This is a genomic window from Bacillus sp. AR13-1 (assembly GCF_008042285.1).
Classification (GTDB): domain Bacteria; phylum Bacillota; class Bacilli; order Bacillales; family Bacillaceae_G; genus Bacillus_A; species Bacillus_A mycoides.
On sequence record NZ_QNUA01000013.1, the window covers coordinates 107,144 to 126,193 of the forward strand.

The following is a 19,050-nucleotide window of genomic DNA, read 5'->3' on the forward strand; positions in this document are numbered from 1 at the left end:
GTTAATGCGGGATAAAAGGGGAAACTCTTTAGAATATTCTAACCTTTTTCTTCCTCTTTTTCAAAGTAAAATGAATAAGCATAAGGAGGGGGAAACAATGGGATTTTGGAGTATGCACCGAAATATAAAAATCAGAATTATAACTTCGTTTTTAACACGCACTGTATCCACAATGATTTTTCCATTTATGGCGATTTATTTTTCAATAAAATTAGGTAGTGTGATTGCTGGTGCTTTATTACTCATCAATGTGCTAGCTGCATTAATTATCGGTTTATATGGTGGGTATGTTGGAGATCGGCTCGGTCGTAAAAAAGTAATGATTATCGGCCAAAGTATACAAGTCGTTTCCATTGCTTGTATGGGAATTGCAAATTCGGATTATGTAGATTCACCATGGCTAACATTTGTGTTTATGTTAGTGAATAGTTTAGGATCTGGACTTATGAATCCAGTGACGGAAGCGATGTTAATAGATGTGAGTACACCTGAAAATCGAAAAGTGATGTACAGCATTAACTACTGGGCTATTAACTTATCAATTGCGATTGGAGCAATATTTGGCGGATTACTATTTGAGAACTATAGATTGCAATTGTTTATCGGATTAACAGTTATTGCAGTTATTACTTTATATGTGATGGCTGTATATATGGAAGAAGTGTATGTGGCACGAAAAACGGTGGAGAAGAAAAATGTATTAAAAGATATGGCAGATAGTTATAAAGTCGTGATGAAAGATAGAGCGTTTTTAATTTTTTGTGCAGCAAGTATATGTACACTATCGTTAGAGTTTCAAATTAATAATTATTTAGGGATACGTTTACAGAAGGAATTTGAAACGGTGCACTTTTTCTTCGGGAATGGTTTTACATTCGATTTAACAGGTATTCGAATGCTCAGCTGGATATCGGCAGAGAATACAATTTTAGTTGTGTTATGTACAGCGCTTCTTATTAAAATGCTGAAAAGCTTCAACGATTTGAAAATTTTATATGTAGGTTTATTCATTTACACGATTGGATTTACAATACTCGGAACGAGCAATAGTTTATGGATCTTATTAATCGCAGGGCTTTTCCAAACTGTAGGAGAGATGATGTATGTGCCGGTTCGTCAATCTATAATGGCGGATATGGTGCCAAACGAGGCAAGAGGTTCATATATGGCGATTAACGGAATGGTCTTTCAAGTGGCAAAAATGAATGGGGCATTAGGTGTTATGCTAGGCTCGTTTATTGCATCTTGGGGCATGAGCACTCTATATTTCATCGTTGGTATGAGCAGTATTTTATTATTTATGAAGGCGATAGGGAAAGAGAAGTATCAGAATGAAGGAAATGTTTCTCAGATTGGATGAAACTATATAAAAGCGAACCAGTTATACTGGGACTCGCTTTTTATATAATTTTTAAAACGGATCAACTTCAGCTAAATCAGGATTGGCGTTAGGGTTTGTTAATAAGGTTTTCAGCTCACCTACTTCTGAGAGAGCGACGAGGATATAACCACTAATGAGGACGATGAGTCCGATGACCCGTAATGTTTGCAATTTAATGTCACGGCTATTTTCTTCTGAGTTGTTTTGGGGCGTTGAAGGCGGATTGTTGTTCATAATAGAGCTCCTATCTTTTTTATTTACCCCGCTATTTGCGGGCAGTAAGAATCCCACTTCAAAATTCGGCGAATGCGAGGAAGTTAGGCGGGAGATAATTGCCCGATTGGTGTGGGCTAATAATCAGTGGGAATGGGTAAAACCCCCACTGATTAAAGTTTCACTTTATATGTGCGAAATCATTATTTAACGTATGGATAGGAATTGTATAGTCATTTTCACTATATGAGAAATGCCTACGAAAAGTGATTAGAAATTTTAGGACGAGAAAAAGAGGCTGTTATGTGCAGCCTCTTTTCTCGTTAAAATGAAGAAATTCGTTTCTTCGTTTTTGGTACAATAATAAACTTTATCCAAAGTACGCCGATTACCATAATAATCAAAGCATGTAGTAATTGTCCTGTGGCAATGAGTATAACACTTGAAAATACAATGAGTTGAATACTTAGCAATATGAAAATTAAGCTAAGAAATTGACTCATTCGTTCTTCAGTATCAATTGGATATAATGCTACAATAATATTTCCCGAAAAATATTTCCACAGGGAACGGAGCTGCATAGAAATCATATATAGGACGATATAAGCGATAGCACCTTTTACATATATATTCGGAATAAAATATAGAGCGAAAGCACCGATCAACCCTAAGCGAATATATATACCGAAATAATCATTACCGCGTAAAAATGCTAGTGTATGTAAATAGAAGAAAGTTGCTCGTTTTTTATGTAATAAAGGTTCAATCCAATTTGTAAGCCATTTTCTTTTATTTACTTGCTTATTCAGTTGCGGAACATCGGTGAAAATGCTAGCAAATTGATAGAAACGAACGTCCATTTTTTCTTCTTGTTCGATTATGTAATCCCACGGTATTCGTTTTGTAGGTTGTTTCTTCGTGTATAGAAGTAGGAAAGCAAGAAGTAAGAGTAGTCCGCCTAACACGATCACATTTGCAGTATAAAACAGCATGTAAATGATCAGGGCGTTACAAGCAATGCGAATGATAAACCATATGCTTTTTTCATAACTATCACGCCACATCCAATGTATGTATATGTTCCAGCCCTTTAGAATCATTAAAATTATAAAGATTGTACATAAGAAAGGTACGGTTAGTTGTAATGATTGCATGGCAAGCGGTACGATAACAAGGAACGTAAATATAAGCGGGAAAAGCTGAATGATGTAATTATATAGAAGAGATTTTTTAAAATAAGATGTTAATTTCTCTTCTAATGCAAGTAAATAGACAGCGTCCGGTTTTTGAATAAATGTGCGAACTTGGCATCTCGTTATAATGAGTGTAAGTACGATCGTGATGAGTAATAAAGATATTCCTTTAGAAGGATCCGTTTTAAGAAACTTAGCGTAATAATATGCACCTACACATGAGACGAAGATGAAGCTATATAGTAAACCGTTAATCATACGTGCAAAGTATGTGATGGCATTTTGAATATGTTGTTGAAAGCGAGAGCTCCATAGTGATTCGATTGACATGTTTTTCACCTCTTTTTTCTATTATATATGTTTTATAAAGTAAAAAACGAGCAAATTGCGTTACGCAACTTGCTCGTTTTTCTTTTCTTTATTTTTTTTCTGATCACGATTCATTAATGGATAGAAGGCAAAGCCAATTCCGAATAAACCAATTCCGAGAAGAAATGTTTTTATATCGGATGCGCCGGTTTTAATAACCCATAGTGCATAGCAAAGTGCGATAACTGCAACTACACCATCCATAATTCTTGAACCCATTTCATTCTTATATGTTTCACCAGTTGCGACTAGTTTTAACTGGAAGATTGGTGAAACGAGATATGGAATGAGGTAGGCCAGTGTTGATACGGTAATAACGAATGTATAAGCTTCCGCAATTGTTCCTGATAATGTTGAGAATAAGAACACTTGCGACATAATGTTTGTTAATCGTAGTGAATGAATTGGACTTCCTTTTTTATTCGTTTTTGCGAAGAAGGAAGGGAAGAAACCTTCTTTTGCTGCTTGATAAGGTACTTCTGAGCTTAATAAAATCCAGCCTAATATTGAACCGAATAGGGAAGTAAGAGCAAGTAATGCCATAAGTTTCCCGCCGCCATGACCCATTGCAGCGTTTAATGCATCTGCTAATGGACGTTCAGAAGCTTGTAATTTATCAACGTGAAGTACACCCATTGTTAAAATTGTAATTCCTAAGTAAATTGCAACTGTGATAAGTAATCCTGCAACAGTTGCGCGTTTTACCGTTTTTGGAGAGGTAGCTCGGTTTGATAAAAGAACGGCTGATTCAATCCCGATAAATGCCCAAAGTGTTGTAAGAGCAGCTAAGTTTACTTGTGAAAGTAGACCGTGTGATACGCCTTCTTTATCGATCATTGGTGTGTACCATTGTCCAAACTTTGAAGCTTCGAACGCAAATAACGTAACGACGATGAATAGAAGGAATCCAGTCACTTTCGTTGTTGTTGCTAAGAAGTTTAGCTTCCCAGCTCCGCTTACACCGTTTGTTAAAATTAAATGTGTTCCCCAAAGTAAGACAGAACAAATAGTAAATGTAATTAGTTTTCCAACTTCTATATTGAAAGAGCCAATTGAAAATAGTAGTCGTGTATCTTTCATAATTGGGAAGAAGAGCGATAAATATCCCGCGAAAGATGTAATAATGGCAACGTTACTTGCCCAGTTTGCAACCCAATATCCCCATACCATGCTGAAACCAGCCATTTTCTTTCTTTTTGGTGTTGAGAATAAAGCATATGCATGACTTTGTGGTCCTGTCGTTAAATCAGGACGACGAATTGCTAAATTACCGAAAACAAGAGCTAGCATTAAAACACCAAACCCTGTTGTTAACCAAGCTAAAGTGACACCGAGTGGGCTTGCTGTTTGTGCTAACGTACTTGGCACCATGAAAATACCAGCGCCAACCATGTTACCGACAACGAAAGCTGTTAGTACCCAAAAGCCCCATTTTTTTTGTTGCATAGAAAATACCTCCAAAGTTAGTATAACCAAGTCAAGCGAGGAGATATGTATGTCTTCCTGATAAGGAAGAGAAGGTCCAAACAAAACAAAAAAAGCACGTAATCTGCCGCTACATGCTTTCTATCTTATAAGAAACCCACGACATACCTCTCGATAGCTCTCCACAAACGAAACGTTTGTGACAGTTCTGCACTTATTAAATGCAGACCCAGCAAGCGTGTATGGTGGACACGACTTACTTCGGCAATCATTCCTTTCTCATTTCTTCATCAATGCCACTACATCTCCTGAAATGATACTCTTAATGACTGCAACCTCTACCTCACCGAGATACGAATGAGGATTTATGTATTAAATTAACATGTTTAAGAGTAACAAATGTATTTTTATACGTCAATGGATATAGTAATAATCAGATTATAGAGAAGAATTCGTTATTAGGTCCTGGAGGGTTTTAACTAAAAAGCAGCTGACCTAAATATTAGATCAGCTGCTACATATAAGATTAAACTAAGTTTAATACAGTTACTTTTTGACGAGTCATAGACTCAAGGCTCTTACGAATACCTTGTGCGCCCATACCTGAACCTTTTACACCGATGAATGGGAAGTGGTCAGGGCCGCGCTCTGTGCGTCCGTTAATTTGAACAGAACCAGTGTCGATTTTGTTAGCAATTGCAAATGCTTTGTTAATGTCTTTTGTGAAGACACTTGCTTGCAGACCGAACTCTGATTTGTTAGCAATTTCAATCGCTTGTTCGTCAGAAGAAACACGGATGATTGGAAGGATTGGGCCAAATGGCTCTTCCCAAGCAACTTTCATTTCTTCTGTTACGTTGTCGATTAATGTTGGATAAATTAGGTTGCGCTCACGTTTGTTACCGATAACGATTGTTGCACCTTTTTCAGCAGCATCGTCAATTAAACCTTGAACGAAGTCAGCAGATTTGTCGTCGATTAATGGAACGATTGTGCTGTTTTGTTCTGGAGATCCAACTGATAGTTCAGCTACTAGCTCTTTTAATAAGCCAGCTAGTTCGTCTGCTACATTTTCATGTACAAGTACACGCTTAATAGCTGTACAACGTTGACCTGAGTAAGAGAATGCACCGCTTACGATATGCTTTGCAGCTTCTTGTAAGTCTGCATCTTCACAAACGATACCAGGATCTTTACCACCAAGTTCTAATACAAGTGGAATCATCGCAGCTTTTTTCGCTAAATGTTTACCTGTATTTGTACCACCTGTGAACGATACCATATTTACGCCAGGATGTTCTACTAAGTAGTCACCAATTACAGAACCGCGTCCTGTAGCTACGTTTACAAGACCTTTTGGAAGGCCAGCTTTATGAAGTGCTTCAACCATTTTAACACCGCTAATTGCACCTTGAGTTGCTGGTTTGAAGATAACGGCGTTACCCATAATAAGTGCTGGTGCAAGTTTTGCAGCAGATAAGTTTACTGGGTAGTTAAATGGTGCAATTGCTAATACAACACCAAGTGGTGCGCGCTGAATAATCGCAAGTTTAGATTTAGATCCACCAGGGAAGCTATCACCCATCATGCTTTCACCGTGCATGTGAAGTGCTTCGTCAACTGTGTAACGAATTAAGTCAGCTGTACGAACGACTTCTTTTTCCGCATCTTTATAGCCTTTACCGACTTCTTTCATAATGATATCGGCAATTTCATCTTGCATATTTACGAGCTCATCAGCCCATTTATATAAATATTTTGCGCGATCTTGTAGAGAAGCTTCAGCCCATGATTTTTGAGCTTCTTTTGCAGATGCAATTGCTTCATCTACTTCTCCTTGAGTAATTGCTTGTACTTGCCCAATTACTTCGTGTAAGTATGGAGATGGAATGTCGATTGTTTGACCTGAAGAGCTTTCTCTCCATTCTCCGTTTAAATAAAATTTGTACGTATTGCTAGTTGTCATGATTAGTCCTCCTAAAATAGCAACTTGTAAGAGTGAGTATAAGGTGATTGTAGGTGGTTTGATAATATTTTTCAAATGAAATGTTTGTGAAAACGATTTCTTATTATTTTTTTGTTTTGTATGCCCTTTCTTACAGAAGATTCCCTTATTTCAAACTGAATTATAAGTAGAATGCATCACTTTCATTTTTTGTGATAAAAGATTATTTTATGCTAAAGCGAAAAAAACAATTGACAGAATACTCAATAAAGTTGTAAGATTATAAATGGAAAATAAATGAAGGGGGTGTGCGTAATGATTGTAATCGTAAATGTAATGGGCTTAGCTCTGTTAAATGGCGGAAAACATTCATATCATTACGCAACCCGTGCGGATATATAGGACCTTTGCGTCTTATGAGAAGCGTACGTTGCGTATATCGTAACGTACGCTTTTATGCATTCTTTGCATATCGTCAAGCGGCGGTATGCTTTTTTTTTGTTTATCCCGCTATTTGCGGGCTAATAATCAGTGGGGAATGAACAAAACCCCCACTGATTAAAGTTTCACTTTATTTTCCTTGTTTGCGTGGTTACTATAAAAAATCAGAATTTGGAAGGTGGAAAAATGTGATGAAATTGTATGGCTTACGAAATGTAAATGTGATGGGTTTGGATAGCGGGTAAAGAAATGTGAATCAAACGGGAACGAGAAAGGGGAGGTTATATTGTTTTCAGTATTACTAAAGTTAAGCTGGTTTTTTAGAGAGCATTGGAAAAGGTATAGTATCGCAATTGGGGTACTTTTAATTGTAAACGTGATAGAGGTAATTCCACCGAAAGTGTTAGGAATTACAATTGATAATATTAAAACGGGAGCCTTAACGAATGAGGCGATTATGCAATATATTTTTATTTTACTTGGGGTAACGATTGGTGGGTATGTGCTTACTTTCATTTGGCAGCACCAACTATTTGGCGGTGCGTTCGTACTTGAGAAAACGATGCGTTCAAAATTTATGGGGCATTTACTTAAGATGACACCGACGTTTTATCAAAAAAATCGTACTGGCGATTTAATGGCGAGAGCGACAAATGATTTAAAAGCAATCTCCATGACAGCTGGTTTTGGTATATTAACGCTCGTTGATTCTAGTCTATATATGCTTACAATCGTTTGTATGATGGGCTTCTCAATTAGTTGGCAGTTAACATTTGCTGCGCTTATACCGCTTCCGATTATGGCATATGCGATGAATAGATACGGAAAGAAGTTGCATGAAAGATTTACAGTCGCGCAAGATGCGTTCGGGGATATGAACGATAAAGTACTTGAATCAATTGCGGGTGTACGCGTTATTCGTGCGTATGTACAGGAGAACGCTGATCAAGAAAGGTTTCATCATTTAGGAGATGACGTATACGAGAAAAATATGAGAGTAGCAAGAATCGATGCATTATTCCAGCCAACTGTAAAAATGCTCGTCGGTCTTAGTTATTTAATTGGTTTAGTGTACGGTGCATATCTCGTATTCCAATCAAAGGTGACACTTGGTGAGCTCGTTTCTTTTAACGTCTATTTAGGGATGATGATTTGGCCGATGTTTGCAATTGGTGAATTGATTAATGTTATGCAAAGAGGAAATGCGTCGCTCGACCGTGTAAATGAAACGTTAGCTTATGAACCGGATGTAAAGAATCCGAAAGATCCAAAGGTTGTACAAGAGCCAGATTACATTCAATTTGATAATGTTACTTTTTCATATCCTTCATCAATTGAAACAAATTTAAAAAATGTTTCATTCTCATTAAAACAAGGAGAGACACTTGGAGTTGTTGGGAAAACAGGAAGCGGGAAAACGACGCTCGTTCGTCAGCTTCTTCGTCAATATCCACTTGGGGAAGGGGATATTGCGGTTTCTGATGTGAAGCTAGATAAAATTACGAATGATAACGTACTTGGCTGGATTGGGTATGTACCTCAGGAACACATTTTGTTCTCAAAAACAGCGAAGGAAAATATTTTATTCGGAAATAGAGAAGCGACTGAAGAAGAACTTGAAAAAGCGATTGAAATAGCTGCGTTTAAAAAGGATTTAGAGTTTTTACCGGAAGGTTTAGAAACGCTCGTTGGAGAGAAAGGTGTTTCTTTATCAGGTGGGCAAAAGCAAAGGATTTCGATTGCGAGGGCTGTTATTCAAAATCCGGAAATTTTAATTTTGGACGATTCTTTATCAGCTGTTGATGCTCGTACTGAAGCGGCAATTATTGAAAACATACGAACAGAAAGAAGCGGGAAGACGACGATTATAACAACGCATCGTTTGTCAGCAGTGCAGCATGCTGATTGGATTCTCGTTATGGATAACGGTGAGGTTATTGAAGAAGGTTCGCATGAAGCGCTCGTTCGAAATGGGGGCTGGTATGCAGAGCAGTTCGAAAGACAACAAGGTGAAAGTGAAAGTACGGATAGTGGGGTGAAAATATGAGTGTTTCAAAACGATTGTTTCAATACGCGATGAAAGTAAAAGGGCCGATTTTTGCAGCGATGGCGATGCTATTTGTTTTCGTTATTGCAGAACTCGCGGGTCCTTTCGTCGCAAAAACGATGATCGATGAGCATATCGTTGGAATAGAGAGACCCTGGTATGAAACAGAAAAGAGTGAGGATGCTGTTTCATATAATGGCGCCTTTTATAAGCGAAGTGATCGCTTTGAACAAGGTGAGCAAAAAGGGAAAGAAGTCCGAGTGATTCAAGTTGGTTTTCAGTACTATTTTGTACCGAATAAAATAACGCTTGAAGGAACTCGTTCTGTTAAGGGTGATGTGCTTACAGTACAAAGTGGTAAGGCAGTGCAAGTGTATAAATCGAAAGCCTTAACGAAAGAAGAAGTATTTGCGTTTTATAAACCAGAAATAAATAGGTTATTACTACTTGGCGGTGGATATTTCGCTTTATTAGTAGTCGTATCATTATTTGCATACGGAAAGCAGTTCTTCTTACAGAAGGCGGCAAACAAAATTATTCAAATTATGAGGGAAGACGTCTTTTCTCATATTCAAACGTTGCCAATTCGTTATTTTGACCATTTACCAGCAGGGAAAATTGTTTCGCGTGTAACGAATGATACAGAAGCGATTCGTGATTTATATGTAACGGTGCTTGCGACATTCGTCTCTAGTATCATCTATATTATCGGGATTTTCGCTGCGCTATTTTTACTTGATGTAAAACTGGCGGCACTATGCTTACTCATCATCCCGATTTTAATTGTTTGGGCGATTATGTATAGAAAGTATGCGTCTGTATACAATCATAAAATGCGTTCGCGTTTATCGGATATTAACGGAACAGTGAATGAATCAATTCAAGGGATGCCAATTATTCAAGCATTTCGTCAAGAACATGAAACGAAGAAGGAATTTGAAGAGTTAAATGGTGATTATTTTAAATATCAAAATAAAATTTTAAATTTAAATGCAGCAACTTCGCATAATTTAGTGTCTGTATTAAGAAACATCGCTTTTACAGGTGTAATTTGGTATTTCGGTGGTGCTTCATTAAGTGCTTCTGGCCTCCTTTCTCTAGGGATACTGTATGCTTTCGTCGATTATTTAACGAGATTGTTCTCGCCAATTACGAACATGGTGAACCAACTTGCTAACTTAGAGCAATCGCGTGTTGCATCAGAGCGCGTCTTTGAATTGCTAGAGGAAAAGGGAGAGGCAGTAGAAGAAGAACGTATGCCTCGCTTAACCGGAAATGTGAAATTCGATAATGTTTCGTTTTCTTACAATGGAAAAGATGAAGTATTAAAAAATATTTCTTTTGAAGCGAAACAAGGGGAGACAGTGGCACTTGTCGGTCATACTGGATCAGGAAAAAGTTCCATTATGAATGTGCTCTTTCAGTTTTATGAATTTCAAAAAGGGAAGCTTACGATTGATGGTCATGATGTAACAGAGATGCCGAAACAAGCAACACGTGAACATATGGGAATTGTATTGCAAGATCCGTTTTTATTTAGCGGGACAGTGGCATCCAATGTAAGCTTAGAAAATGAAAAAATTTCAAAAGATCGCATCGTGAAGGCGTTACGTGATGTTGGTGCGGAAAGGTTTGCGAACAATATAGATGAAAAAATTACGGAGAAAGGAAGTACACTTTCAACCGGAGAACGTCAGCTTATATCGTTTGCTAGGGCACTTGCTTTTGATCCTGCTATTTTAATTTTAGATGAAGCGACTTCCAGTATTGATACAGAAACAGAAGCGATGATTCAACAAGCGCTAGAAGTTGTGAAGAAAGGACGAACGACGTTTATTATCGCTCATCGTCTTTCAACAATTAAGAGCGCTGATCAAATTATTGTGCTTGATAGAGGAACGATTTTGGAAAAAGGTTCCCATGATGAATTAATGAAAAAGCGCGGGCGTTATTACGATATGTATAAAACGCAAATGGAAGGAAACCAGAGTGCTTAATTTTTAGAAGAACTTGCGATTTTCGCAAGTTCTTTTTTGATCGGATTGTCCGCTTAGAAGTTAATATATTTCACCGGCTGAAAAACTTATAAATAAGTAGGTATTGTTTTACCTTTTTCTTTATAAATGCTATATTAAAAAATGTTACTTATTTTTTGTATGTAGCGCTATTTTTCCATTTTGTTTGATTATGAAGAAAAAGGTTAAACTAAATAAGAACATTTTCATTGAAAAATTGTTCGAAATTGCATACAATCAATATAGTTTTTAAATTCCTATCAGAATACTTGGAGGACTACTATCATGAAAAAATTATTTTCAGTGCTTGCAGTAACTACATTAGCGATTGGGATTGTAGCGGGCTGCGGTAAAGAAGAGAAAAAAGATACAGCTAATCAAGATGCATTACAGAAGATAAAACAAAGCGGTGAGCTTGTAATTGGTACAGAAGGTACATATCCACCATTTACGTTCCACGATACAAACGATAAATTAACTGGGTTTGACGTTGAATTAGCAGAAGAAGTTGCAAAACGTTTAGGTGTAAAGCCTGTATTTAAAGAAACACAATGGGATAGCTTACTTGCAGGAATAGATGCAAAACGTTTCGACATGGTTGCGAACGAAGTTGGTATTCGTGAAGATCGCCAAAAGAAATATGACTTCTCTAGTCCATACATTTCTTCTTCAGCAGCATTAGTTGTTGCGAAAGATAAAGATAAACCTGCTACATTTGCTGACGTAAAAGGATTAAAAGCAGCGCAATCTTTAACGAGTAACTACGCAGATATTGCTAAGAAAAATGGTGCGGAAATCACAGGTGTAGAAGGATTTAGCCAAGCAGCAGAATTATTAAGTTCTGGCCGCGTTGATTTTACAATCAATGATAAATTATCAGTGTTAAACTATTTAGAAACGAAAAAAGATGCAAAAATTAAAATTGTAGATACAGAAAAAGAAGCGTCACAAAGTGGATTCTTATTCCGTAAAGGTAGCGACAAACTTGTACAAGAAGTAAATAAAGCGTTAGAAGATATGAAAAAAGATGGTACGTACGATAAAATAACGAAAAAATGGTTCGGTGAAAATGTATCTAAGTAGCGCATTGATGTCAGATCGATTGTCTACTTGGATAGATATTATGCAGACTTCCTTCGCGCCTATGCTGAAGGAAGCTGTCTTTACGACAATTCCGTTAACGCTTATTACATTTATTATCGGTATTATACTTGCGACGTTAACAGCGCTCGCACGTATTTCAGGTAGTCGTATTTTACAATGGATTGCTCGTATCTATGTATCTATCATTCGCGGAACGCCACTTCTTGTACAGTTATTTATTATTTTCTATGGTCTTCCAACTCTTAATATTGAAGTTGAGCCATATACAGCAGCAGTTATTGGATTTTCATTAAATGTAGGTGCATATGCATCTGAAATTATTCGTGCTTCTATCCTTTCAATCCCGAAAGGACAGTGGGAAGCGGCTTACACAATTGGGATGACATACCCGCAAGCATTGAAACGTGTTATTTTACCACAAGCAACACGCGTATCAATTCCGCCGCTTTCGAATACATTTATTAGTTTAGTGAAGGATACGTCATTAGCGTCGTTAATTTTAGTAACAGAAATGTTCCGAAAAGCGCAGGAAATTGCGGCAATGAACTATGAGTTTTTAATTGTTTATTTTGAAGCAGGTCTAATTTATTGGGTAATTTGCTTCTTATTATCTATCGTGCAACAAATATTAGAAAAACGTTCAGAACGTTATACTCTAAAATAACCCTTTCATAAAAGGAGTTTTTGTTTTTATGATTTCAATTCAACATTTACAAAAAAGTTTCGGAGATAATACCGTATTAAAACATATAGACTTATCAGTTGAGAAGGGCGAAGTGGTTGTTATTATCGGGCCATCTGGATCTGGTAAGACGACATTCTTACGTTGTCTCAACGTGTTAGAAACGCCGAACGCTGGTAACATTCGTATCGGCAATAAAGAGCTCGATTTCTCTCAAAAAGTATCGAAGAAAGATATTGTAAATCTTCGTACGCAAACAGGTATGGTATTCCAGCACCATAATCTATTTCCTCATTTAACAGCAATTCACAATGTAATGGAAGGGCTCGTTACAGTGAAAAAGATGGGGAAAGAAGAAGCGAAGAAAAAAGCAAACTATTTCCTTGAAAAAGTTGGTCTTGCGGATAAAGTAGACTTATATCCGTTCCAATTATCAGGTGGACAACAACAGCGCGTTGGAATCGCTCGTGCGCTTGCGATGGAGCCGGAAGTTTTACTATTTGATGAGCCAACGTCAGCACTTGATCCTGAGCTAGTTCAAGAAGTTTTAAAGGTTATGAAAGAACTTGCTAAAGAAGGAATGACGATGGTCATTGTAACGCATGAAATGCGCTTTGCTCATCAAATTGCGAACCGTGTTATTTTCATGGATGGCGGTGTCGTTGTCGAACAAGGTACACCGGAAGATGTATTTACAAATCCAAAAGAAGAACGAACGAAGAAGTTTTTACAAATGTTGCAATAAATTAAGGAAGGTCTCAGGGCATATGCCCTGAGACCTTTTTGCCATATATATTTATTTTTGGAATCCGCCAAGGCTTTGCTCAGCCATTGCAACTAGACGTTTTGTAATTTCTCCACCAACAGAACCGTTAGCGCGAGCCGTAGAATCTGCTCCTAATTGTACACCAAATTCTTGAGCGATTTCGTACTTCATTTGATCGATTGCTGCTGTTGCACCTGGTACTACTAATTGATTGTAAGAACTTTGGTTTGCCATAGGAATATATCCTCCTTAGAGTTATAAAAATTTTTTTGGTTGGACTAGCTGGATTTGAACCAGATTATCGCCCCGTTTGGCGCTAATCCATCGGTAATTAAGTTTGTACTCATAGTATGGATGTTACCTAGAAAGATATACAAAAAAATAATTTGTAAATTTTGTAAAAAATATTTCATCATTTCGTAAATTATGAAATAAGAGTAATCGTTGTATTTTTAAGAAAGAAGGCTAAACTAAGAGCGAAATCATATACGTTTTTTTCTTTGTATAACCAGCTTGGCTTACTTAACTTATGATTTGTTAAAGTGAGACAAATTCCAGTTTAGTAAAATGAAAATTAAATCGGGAGCAACTGCATAGTTCTGTTTTAACCCAGGGTGGGCAGAAAAAGGAACTGACCGCGTCTATGCACGGCTAGATGCTCTCTTTAATCTAAAAAAGAGGCTTTTAAACGAAAATGTAATTAAAGTGAGAAAAATTAAAGCTTAGTAAAATGAAATTTAAACTGCAACAACTGCATAGTTCTGTTTTAACCCAGGGTGGGGCAGAAAAAGGAACTGACCGCGTCTATGCACGGCTAGATGCTCTCTTTAATCGAAAAAAAGGCTTTTTAATTGTTTTTAAACGATAACGTATGGAGGAATCATGATGGGAATTTGCCCGCTTTGCAACGCGCTAGAATCACAAACATATTCTTGTCAAAATTGCCAAGGTATACTCCAAGATTATGGGAAAACTGTAGATTACATAGACGATTACAGTGCATATATGGATCAAGAATTATTAAGTGCAGTAGACGGTTTAACACATAATAATTCACAGGAGTATTGCAATCATGTTTTTTATTGCGGAGTATGTAATGTGGAAACAGAAGTTGTAGTGAAGCTCGTTTAAATAAAAAACTTCCACCTTATGAAGGAGGTGGAAGTTTTTGTTTTTGTATTTGTGAGTTAATCATAGGGGAAGGGATGTTTTCGGTATGTGACGAAGGACCTGATTTTATTTGTGACATTTTTTCTTTCGTGTCGCGCAAAGAGTGTTCAGTTAAATAGATGGCATATTCATAAAATAATTGGCGCGTAAGTTCACTTTGTTCTTTTAACTTTTCATCTTGGAATACAGTTCGCCCCGGTTTAGAATTTGCTTCAAATAGCCACGGGTTTTCCGTGGTGTCTAAACCAATGTCAAAACCAATTTCTCCAATGTTCCCGGTTACTTGCCCATCAAGTGCATAACTGATTTGTAAGGCTGTTTGTTTTAGTTTATTTTCAATTTGAACTTGCTTTGTTGAATCAGGAAATAGTTCCTGAAGTAATTTCGTATCACCGCCGCTATTTACATGAGTTGTTAAGCTACCTTTGCCGGCGATTTTTGCGACGATTGCACTGACTACCCAATTACCAAAATGGTTTTTATTTGTATGAATGCGAAAATCGACGGGTTGCCCTTCGAAGCGGAGCAGTGAGATACCTTGTTGTACGATAAACTTTTTTAAATCATGTCCTTTTAACACATGGTTAAGAAGGGCTTCTAATGATTGATACTTTCTTAGTTTGTTTTGTTCATTTTCACGATAACGACAATAGTAGCAATTATCAGTTTGAGAATAGAGTATTTGATGAATATTTCTTCCGAAGCTACCGTGTATTGGTTTCATATAAATGTACTTATACGTACCGAGAAGTCGTTCTACTTGTTCAAAATGTTGAAATACTTCTGTATTTGGTAAGAATGGTTTAATTGAATCTTCTTTCATTAAAAGTTGATGCACTTCCCATTTATTGAAAAATCCCGGATTAAACCACGGAATCCCATAGTCGCTTTCTAAACGTTTTTTTGCTCTTACGATAGGTTTGTAATTTTCTGCTTGCCGATTTGGTAATCGGTCGTAAATGACATTTGGTAAAGGGACTTTGTTTTTTACCCATTTTCCTTCTTGAAAGAAGTACCCTTCAATTGTTTCCTCTTCCCAGTTTATATGTTGAATGCCAAAGACAAATACAAATGGCTGCAATGTGAATGGTGGTGTTAATAACTCACTGAGAGAGATGGAACGACTTCCTAAAGGAGAATTAAAATCATCGTTAAAGCCAGTTGTGAAAATCCCGATTAATGGGCCGAAAACAATGGTTTGATTGTGTAAGAAGGCATGGATTGTTGCTGAATGCGGTAGTAAAAGATCGGCTGCAATCTGTTCGCCAATAATAATTTCTCGCGTGAATGAATAATGAATTTTAATATTCTCACATGTAATATAACGTAAGCCAAAGAAAAAGGATGTAATTGGTGGTGTAATAGAAAAAACGTAAGGTAAAGTAATACTATTTGGATGCTCATCTGAAATACTTAATGTATATATGTGCTCTTTCAACGGGGATTTCCTCCTTTCGTTATGGTGTAAATCGGCTAAACTTTAATGGACCATGAAAAATTTGTTCAGCCAGTTCGTCGTTGTACCTAGTATAAACATCGTAAGATGGCATCGTATTGACGTACATAAGCCAAATGGCACCTTTTTGATCCATAATGGTAGAAAGCTCTAGTTCAAATAATGAAGAATAGGACTGATCGAGTGTTTTAAACACTTCATTTACAACATCATGTAAAGCATCTTTTAATAATTGAACGCCAGTTGGAGAAAGTAAATATTTAATTTTAGAAAATGGATGTAACATAGAACGTTCTGTTGCTGAAAGCAAAAATTGTGCTGGGAATGAAGATTTTTGTATAAATTGACCGAGCACTTTCCAATTCTGTTCTTTATTTTTTTGCATAATGGTTCGAATATGAATCGGATATGATAGTTGATTTGGAGGTTGTAACATTGGATGAATCATATAACGGAATGAGTGTATGTTCGATTTGCACCATGATATAAATTTATCTGTTCGTTTGAATTGAGTAGAAGTATGATGTTGTTCATTTATTGTATCGATATGAAATGTTTTATTTTTGTAAGTGGCCCGATATAAATTTTCATTGGAGTGTATATTGATTGGTCTTATAATAATATCTCTTGTTTCTAGTAGTAATTTAAAAATTCCTTGTACTGTTCCTTTTATTATTTTTGGTACGTAAGGGGAAAGACGTTTATTAGTAAGAAAAAGATTGTGTAAATCGCTTGGATTAATAAGTGTGTTGTTTAAAAAGGTAGTGGAAGAACGTTTGTGTAATGAATGAATAATCGCATTTGCTTGTTGGAATTCCTCATCCTCTTTGAAATGACAACGATCATATATATATGAAGGAATGGGAAAGGTTTGATCTATCCAATTTCCTGTATCTGTATCGTAAATAAGACCAGAAACAAGATCTGTCTTTGAATCAATGCTAAACGGTGTGAATTGGGCAACGACGTTATGATAAAGACGAGCTCGCTTAGCGATTTCGGTGTAATACGTTTGCTCGTGATGGAGCCCGGAAGTTAAAAGACCAAGAACCAACGAAATCACTCCTTTAGTAATAAGATGTTTGCATTATAGGCGAAGCTATATATTGCAAATACGTTTTTATACCATTATACTTTTGTCCGTATGATGATATGCTATAGTTTTGGAGAAGTGAAAGGTTGATTGTGATGAATATATGGTTAAATATGTTAATGACGACAGGGCTCGGGGCAATTATTGGAGGATACACAAATCATTTAGCGATAAAAATGTTATTTCGTCCTCATCGTCCGATTTATATTGGGAAGTTTCAGGTTCCATTTACGCCAGGGTTAATTCCGAAGCGCCGCGATGAGCTTGCTGTTCAATTAGGTAAAATGGTTGTAGACCATTTGTTAACACCAGAAGGAATCGGAAAGAAACTAACAAACGAAGAGTTTCAAGCCGGTTTAATCCGCTGGGCGCAAGTTGAAGTTGAGAAAGTAATTACGAATGAACAATCGTTACGGGATATGTTAGAAAAATGGAGTTTAACACATGTCGAAGAAGAGGCGACTCAAAAAATCGAACATGTGATCACAGAAAAAATTCATGCATTTTTAGCAGAGTATTATACATATACATGGGAACAAGCATTGCCTCATTCTGTTCATGAAAAAGTAGAGCATGCGATTCCGAATGTCTCGGCGTTTATTTTAGAGCGAGGAATTCGCTTTTTTGAAAGTGAAGAAGGAAAAGCACGTCTTTCAAAAATGATTGATGATTTCTTTGCTTCTAGAGGAACACTGCTTAACTTAGTCGGGATGTTTTTAGGAAATGTAAGTGTAGTGGATCGTGTGCAGCCGGAAGTAATTAAGTTTTTAGGTCAAGATGGTACGAAGCATATTTTAAGTGATGTACTGCAAAAAGAGTGGGAAAAGTTAAAAGGAAGAGATGTAAAAGAATTAGAAAAGTTTGTAGAACAAGAAATGATTGTAAGCTCTATCCTGTCAGCAGTTAAAGTTGAGGAAACAGTGAGTAAATTTTTAAATCAGTCTGTTCAGCAAGTATGTAAGCAGGTTCGAGAAACAATCATTGAAAAGTGGGTCCCTGACCTAATGCAGAAAGGATTGCAGTGGGGGACAGAGAACGTCGGGAGTATATTGAAAAATCTACACCTTGCGGAAATTGTACAGCAAGAAGTGTCTACATTTTCTACAGAAAGACTAGAAGATCTCGTACTATCTATTACAAAAAATGAGTTGAAGATGATTACATATTTAGGGGCATTATTAGGAGGAACGATTGGATTTATTCAAGGCTTGTTGCTCTTGTTCTTTAAGTAATAAAAGTGAAATTTCTTCACATCTCTTGCATAGTTTGATATGGTAAGAAGAGGTGCGGATAAAAAGCACTTAAAAGGCGGTGCGAGCGAAAAGCGCTAGCCTTCTAAAGGAGGAAAAATAAAATGACAAAAAACATTCATGATGTTGCATATGAATTACAAAAAGCAATCGCTGAAAACGAAGACTTCCAAACATTAAAAGCAAGCTACGCAGCAGTACAAGGAGATGCAGCTTCAAAGAACTTATTTGAAGAGTTCCGTACAATGCAACTTGGCCTACAACAAAAAATGATGCAAGGTCAAGAAATCACTGAAGAAGACAACCAAAAAGCACAAGAAGTTGTAGCTCGCATTCAACAAGATGCTAAAATCACAAAGTTAATGGAAACTGAGCAACGTTTAAACATCGTTATCACTGACGTTAACAAAATCATCATGAAGCCACTTGAAGAATTATATAGCGCGCAACAACAAGCGTAATAGTGGAAGACGCCCCTTGTGATATGATCCCCTTATAGT

General features: G+C 36.8%; 17 protein-coding genes and 1 riboswitch. Of the genes, 10 read left to right on the forward strand and 7 right to left on the reverse strand.

Going from position 1 to position 19,050, the window contains the following annotated elements; translation table 11 throughout:
• The first annotated feature begins 97 nt into the window (after positions 1-97).
• The gene (locus tag DN408_RS12320) at positions 98-1,360 is read left to right on the forward strand and encodes an MDR family MFS transporter (protein ID WP_078178208.1); all 1,263 of its coding nucleotides are present in this window, start codon (positions 98-100) and stop codon (positions 1,358-1,360) included.
• A 51-nt stretch (positions 1,361-1,411) separates the two neighbouring features.
• Here DN408_RS12320 and DN408_RS12325 read toward each other — a convergent pair whose 3' ends face one another.
• From DN408_RS12325 to gapN, 4 genes are all read right to left on the reverse strand, one after another.
• Complete coding sequence (locus tag DN408_RS12325) at positions 1,412-1,615, reverse strand: hypothetical protein (RefSeq protein WP_002125489.1); 204 nt, start codon at positions 1,613-1,615, stop codon at positions 1,412-1,414.
• Positions 1,616-1,917: 302 nt separating this feature from the next.
• Positions 1,918-3,117, reverse strand: a complete 1,200-nt coding sequence (locus tag DN408_RS12330) for an ABC transporter permease (RefSeq protein ID WP_078178207.1) — start codon at positions 3,115-3,117, stop codon at positions 1,918-1,920.
• 60 nt (positions 3,118-3,177) lie between these two features.
• Positions 3,178-4,602, reverse strand: a complete 1,425-nt coding sequence (locus DN408_RS12335; RefSeq protein ID WP_002125494.1) for an amino acid permease — start codon at positions 4,600-4,602, stop codon at positions 3,178-3,180.
• Between the two features lie 146 nt (positions 4,603-4,748).
• A riboswitch (Lysine riboswitch) is annotated at positions 4,749-4,930 on the reverse strand.
• Between the two features lie 177 nt (positions 4,931-5,107).
• Positions 5,108-6,547, reverse strand: coding sequence for an NADP-dependent glyceraldehyde-3-phosphate dehydrogenase (gene gapN, locus DN408_RS12340; protein ID WP_078178206.1), 1,440 nt, complete (start codon positions 6,545-6,547; stop codon positions 5,108-5,110).
• 706 nt (positions 6,548-7,253) lie between these two features.
• On the opposite strand from gapN, the gene DN408_RS12355 reads away from it, so the two are divergent.
• From DN408_RS12355 to DN408_RS12375, 5 genes are all read left to right on the forward strand, one after another.
• Positions 7,254-9,014 (forward strand): ABC transporter ATP-binding protein, encoded by a 1,761-nt coding sequence (locus DN408_RS12355; RefSeq protein WP_002063973.1) that lies wholly within the window; start codon positions 7,254-7,256, stop codon positions 9,012-9,014.
• Positions 9,011-11,011 (forward strand): ABC transporter ATP-binding protein, encoded by a 2,001-nt coding sequence (locus tag DN408_RS12360; RefSeq protein ID WP_002140515.1) that lies wholly within the window; start codon positions 9,011-9,013, stop codon positions 11,009-11,011. The genes DN408_RS12355 and DN408_RS12360 overlap by 4 nt, the downstream gene beginning before the upstream one ends.
• 303 nt (positions 11,012-11,314) lie before the next feature.
• Positions 11,315-12,112, forward strand: a complete 798-nt coding sequence (locus DN408_RS12365) for an amino acid ABC transporter substrate-binding protein (protein WP_002010840.1) — start codon at positions 11,315-11,317, stop codon at positions 12,110-12,112.
• Positions 12,099-12,797 carry an amino acid ABC transporter permease gene (locus DN408_RS12370; protein ID WP_033706449.1) on the forward strand — a complete coding sequence of 233 codons (699 nt, stop codon included), beginning with the start codon at positions 12,099-12,101 and terminating at the stop codon, positions 12,795-12,797. The genes DN408_RS12365 and DN408_RS12370 overlap by 14 nt, the downstream gene beginning before the upstream one ends.
• Before the next feature lie 28 nt (positions 12,798-12,825).
• Positions 12,826-13,560, forward strand: a complete 735-nt coding sequence (locus DN408_RS12375) for an amino acid ABC transporter ATP-binding protein (RefSeq protein WP_002010843.1) — start codon at positions 12,826-12,828, stop codon at positions 13,558-13,560.
• 51 nt (positions 13,561-13,611) lie between these two features.
• Here the strand turns inward: DN408_RS12375 and sasP are convergent, their stop codons facing one another.
• A complete protein-coding gene (sasP, locus tag DN408_RS12380; protein ID WP_000013349.1) occupies positions 13,612-13,815 on the reverse strand; it encodes a small acid-soluble spore protein, SasP family in 204 nt (67 codons plus the stop codon).
• A gap of 496 nt (positions 13,816-14,311) precedes the next feature.
• On the opposite strand from sasP, the gene DN408_RS31370 reads away from it, so the two are divergent.
• Positions 14,312-14,449, forward strand: a complete 138-nt coding sequence (locus tag DN408_RS31370) for a hypothetical protein (protein WP_179957893.1) — start codon at positions 14,312-14,314, stop codon at positions 14,447-14,449.
• Between the two features lie 17 nt (positions 14,450-14,466).
• Positions 14,467-14,712 carry a hypothetical protein gene (locus DN408_RS12385; RefSeq protein WP_002087367.1) on the forward strand — a complete coding sequence of 82 codons (246 nt, stop codon included), beginning with the start codon at positions 14,467-14,469 and terminating at the stop codon, positions 14,710-14,712.
• Between the two features lie 16 nt (positions 14,713-14,728).
• Here the strand turns inward: DN408_RS12385 and DN408_RS12390 are convergent, their stop codons facing one another.
• Both DN408_RS12390 and DN408_RS12395 read right to left on the reverse strand, forming a co-directional pair.
• Positions 14,729-16,189 (reverse strand): YheC/YheD family endospore coat-associated protein, encoded by a 1,461-nt coding sequence (locus tag DN408_RS12390; RefSeq protein WP_050000858.1) that lies wholly within the window; start codon positions 16,187-16,189, stop codon positions 14,729-14,731.
• 19 nt (positions 16,190-16,208) lie between these two features.
• Positions 16,209-17,261: a YheC/YheD family protein gene (locus tag DN408_RS12395; RefSeq protein WP_002010850.1), complete on the reverse strand. Its 1,053-nt coding sequence runs from the start codon at positions 17,259-17,261 to the stop codon at positions 16,209-16,211.
• 125 nt (positions 17,262-17,386) lie between these two features.
• Between DN408_RS12395 and DN408_RS12400 the strand changes: the two genes are divergently transcribed.
• Positions 17,387-18,532, forward strand: a complete 1,146-nt coding sequence (locus tag DN408_RS12400) for a DUF445 domain-containing protein (RefSeq protein WP_078178205.1) — start codon at positions 17,387-17,389, stop codon at positions 18,530-18,532.
• A gap of 122 nt (positions 18,533-18,654) precedes the next feature.
• Positions 18,655-19,011, forward strand: coding sequence for a YlbF/YmcA family competence regulator (locus tag DN408_RS12405; RefSeq protein ID WP_078178204.1), 357 nt, complete (start codon positions 18,655-18,657; stop codon positions 19,009-19,011).
• Positions 19,012-19,050 lie beyond the last annotated feature (39 nt).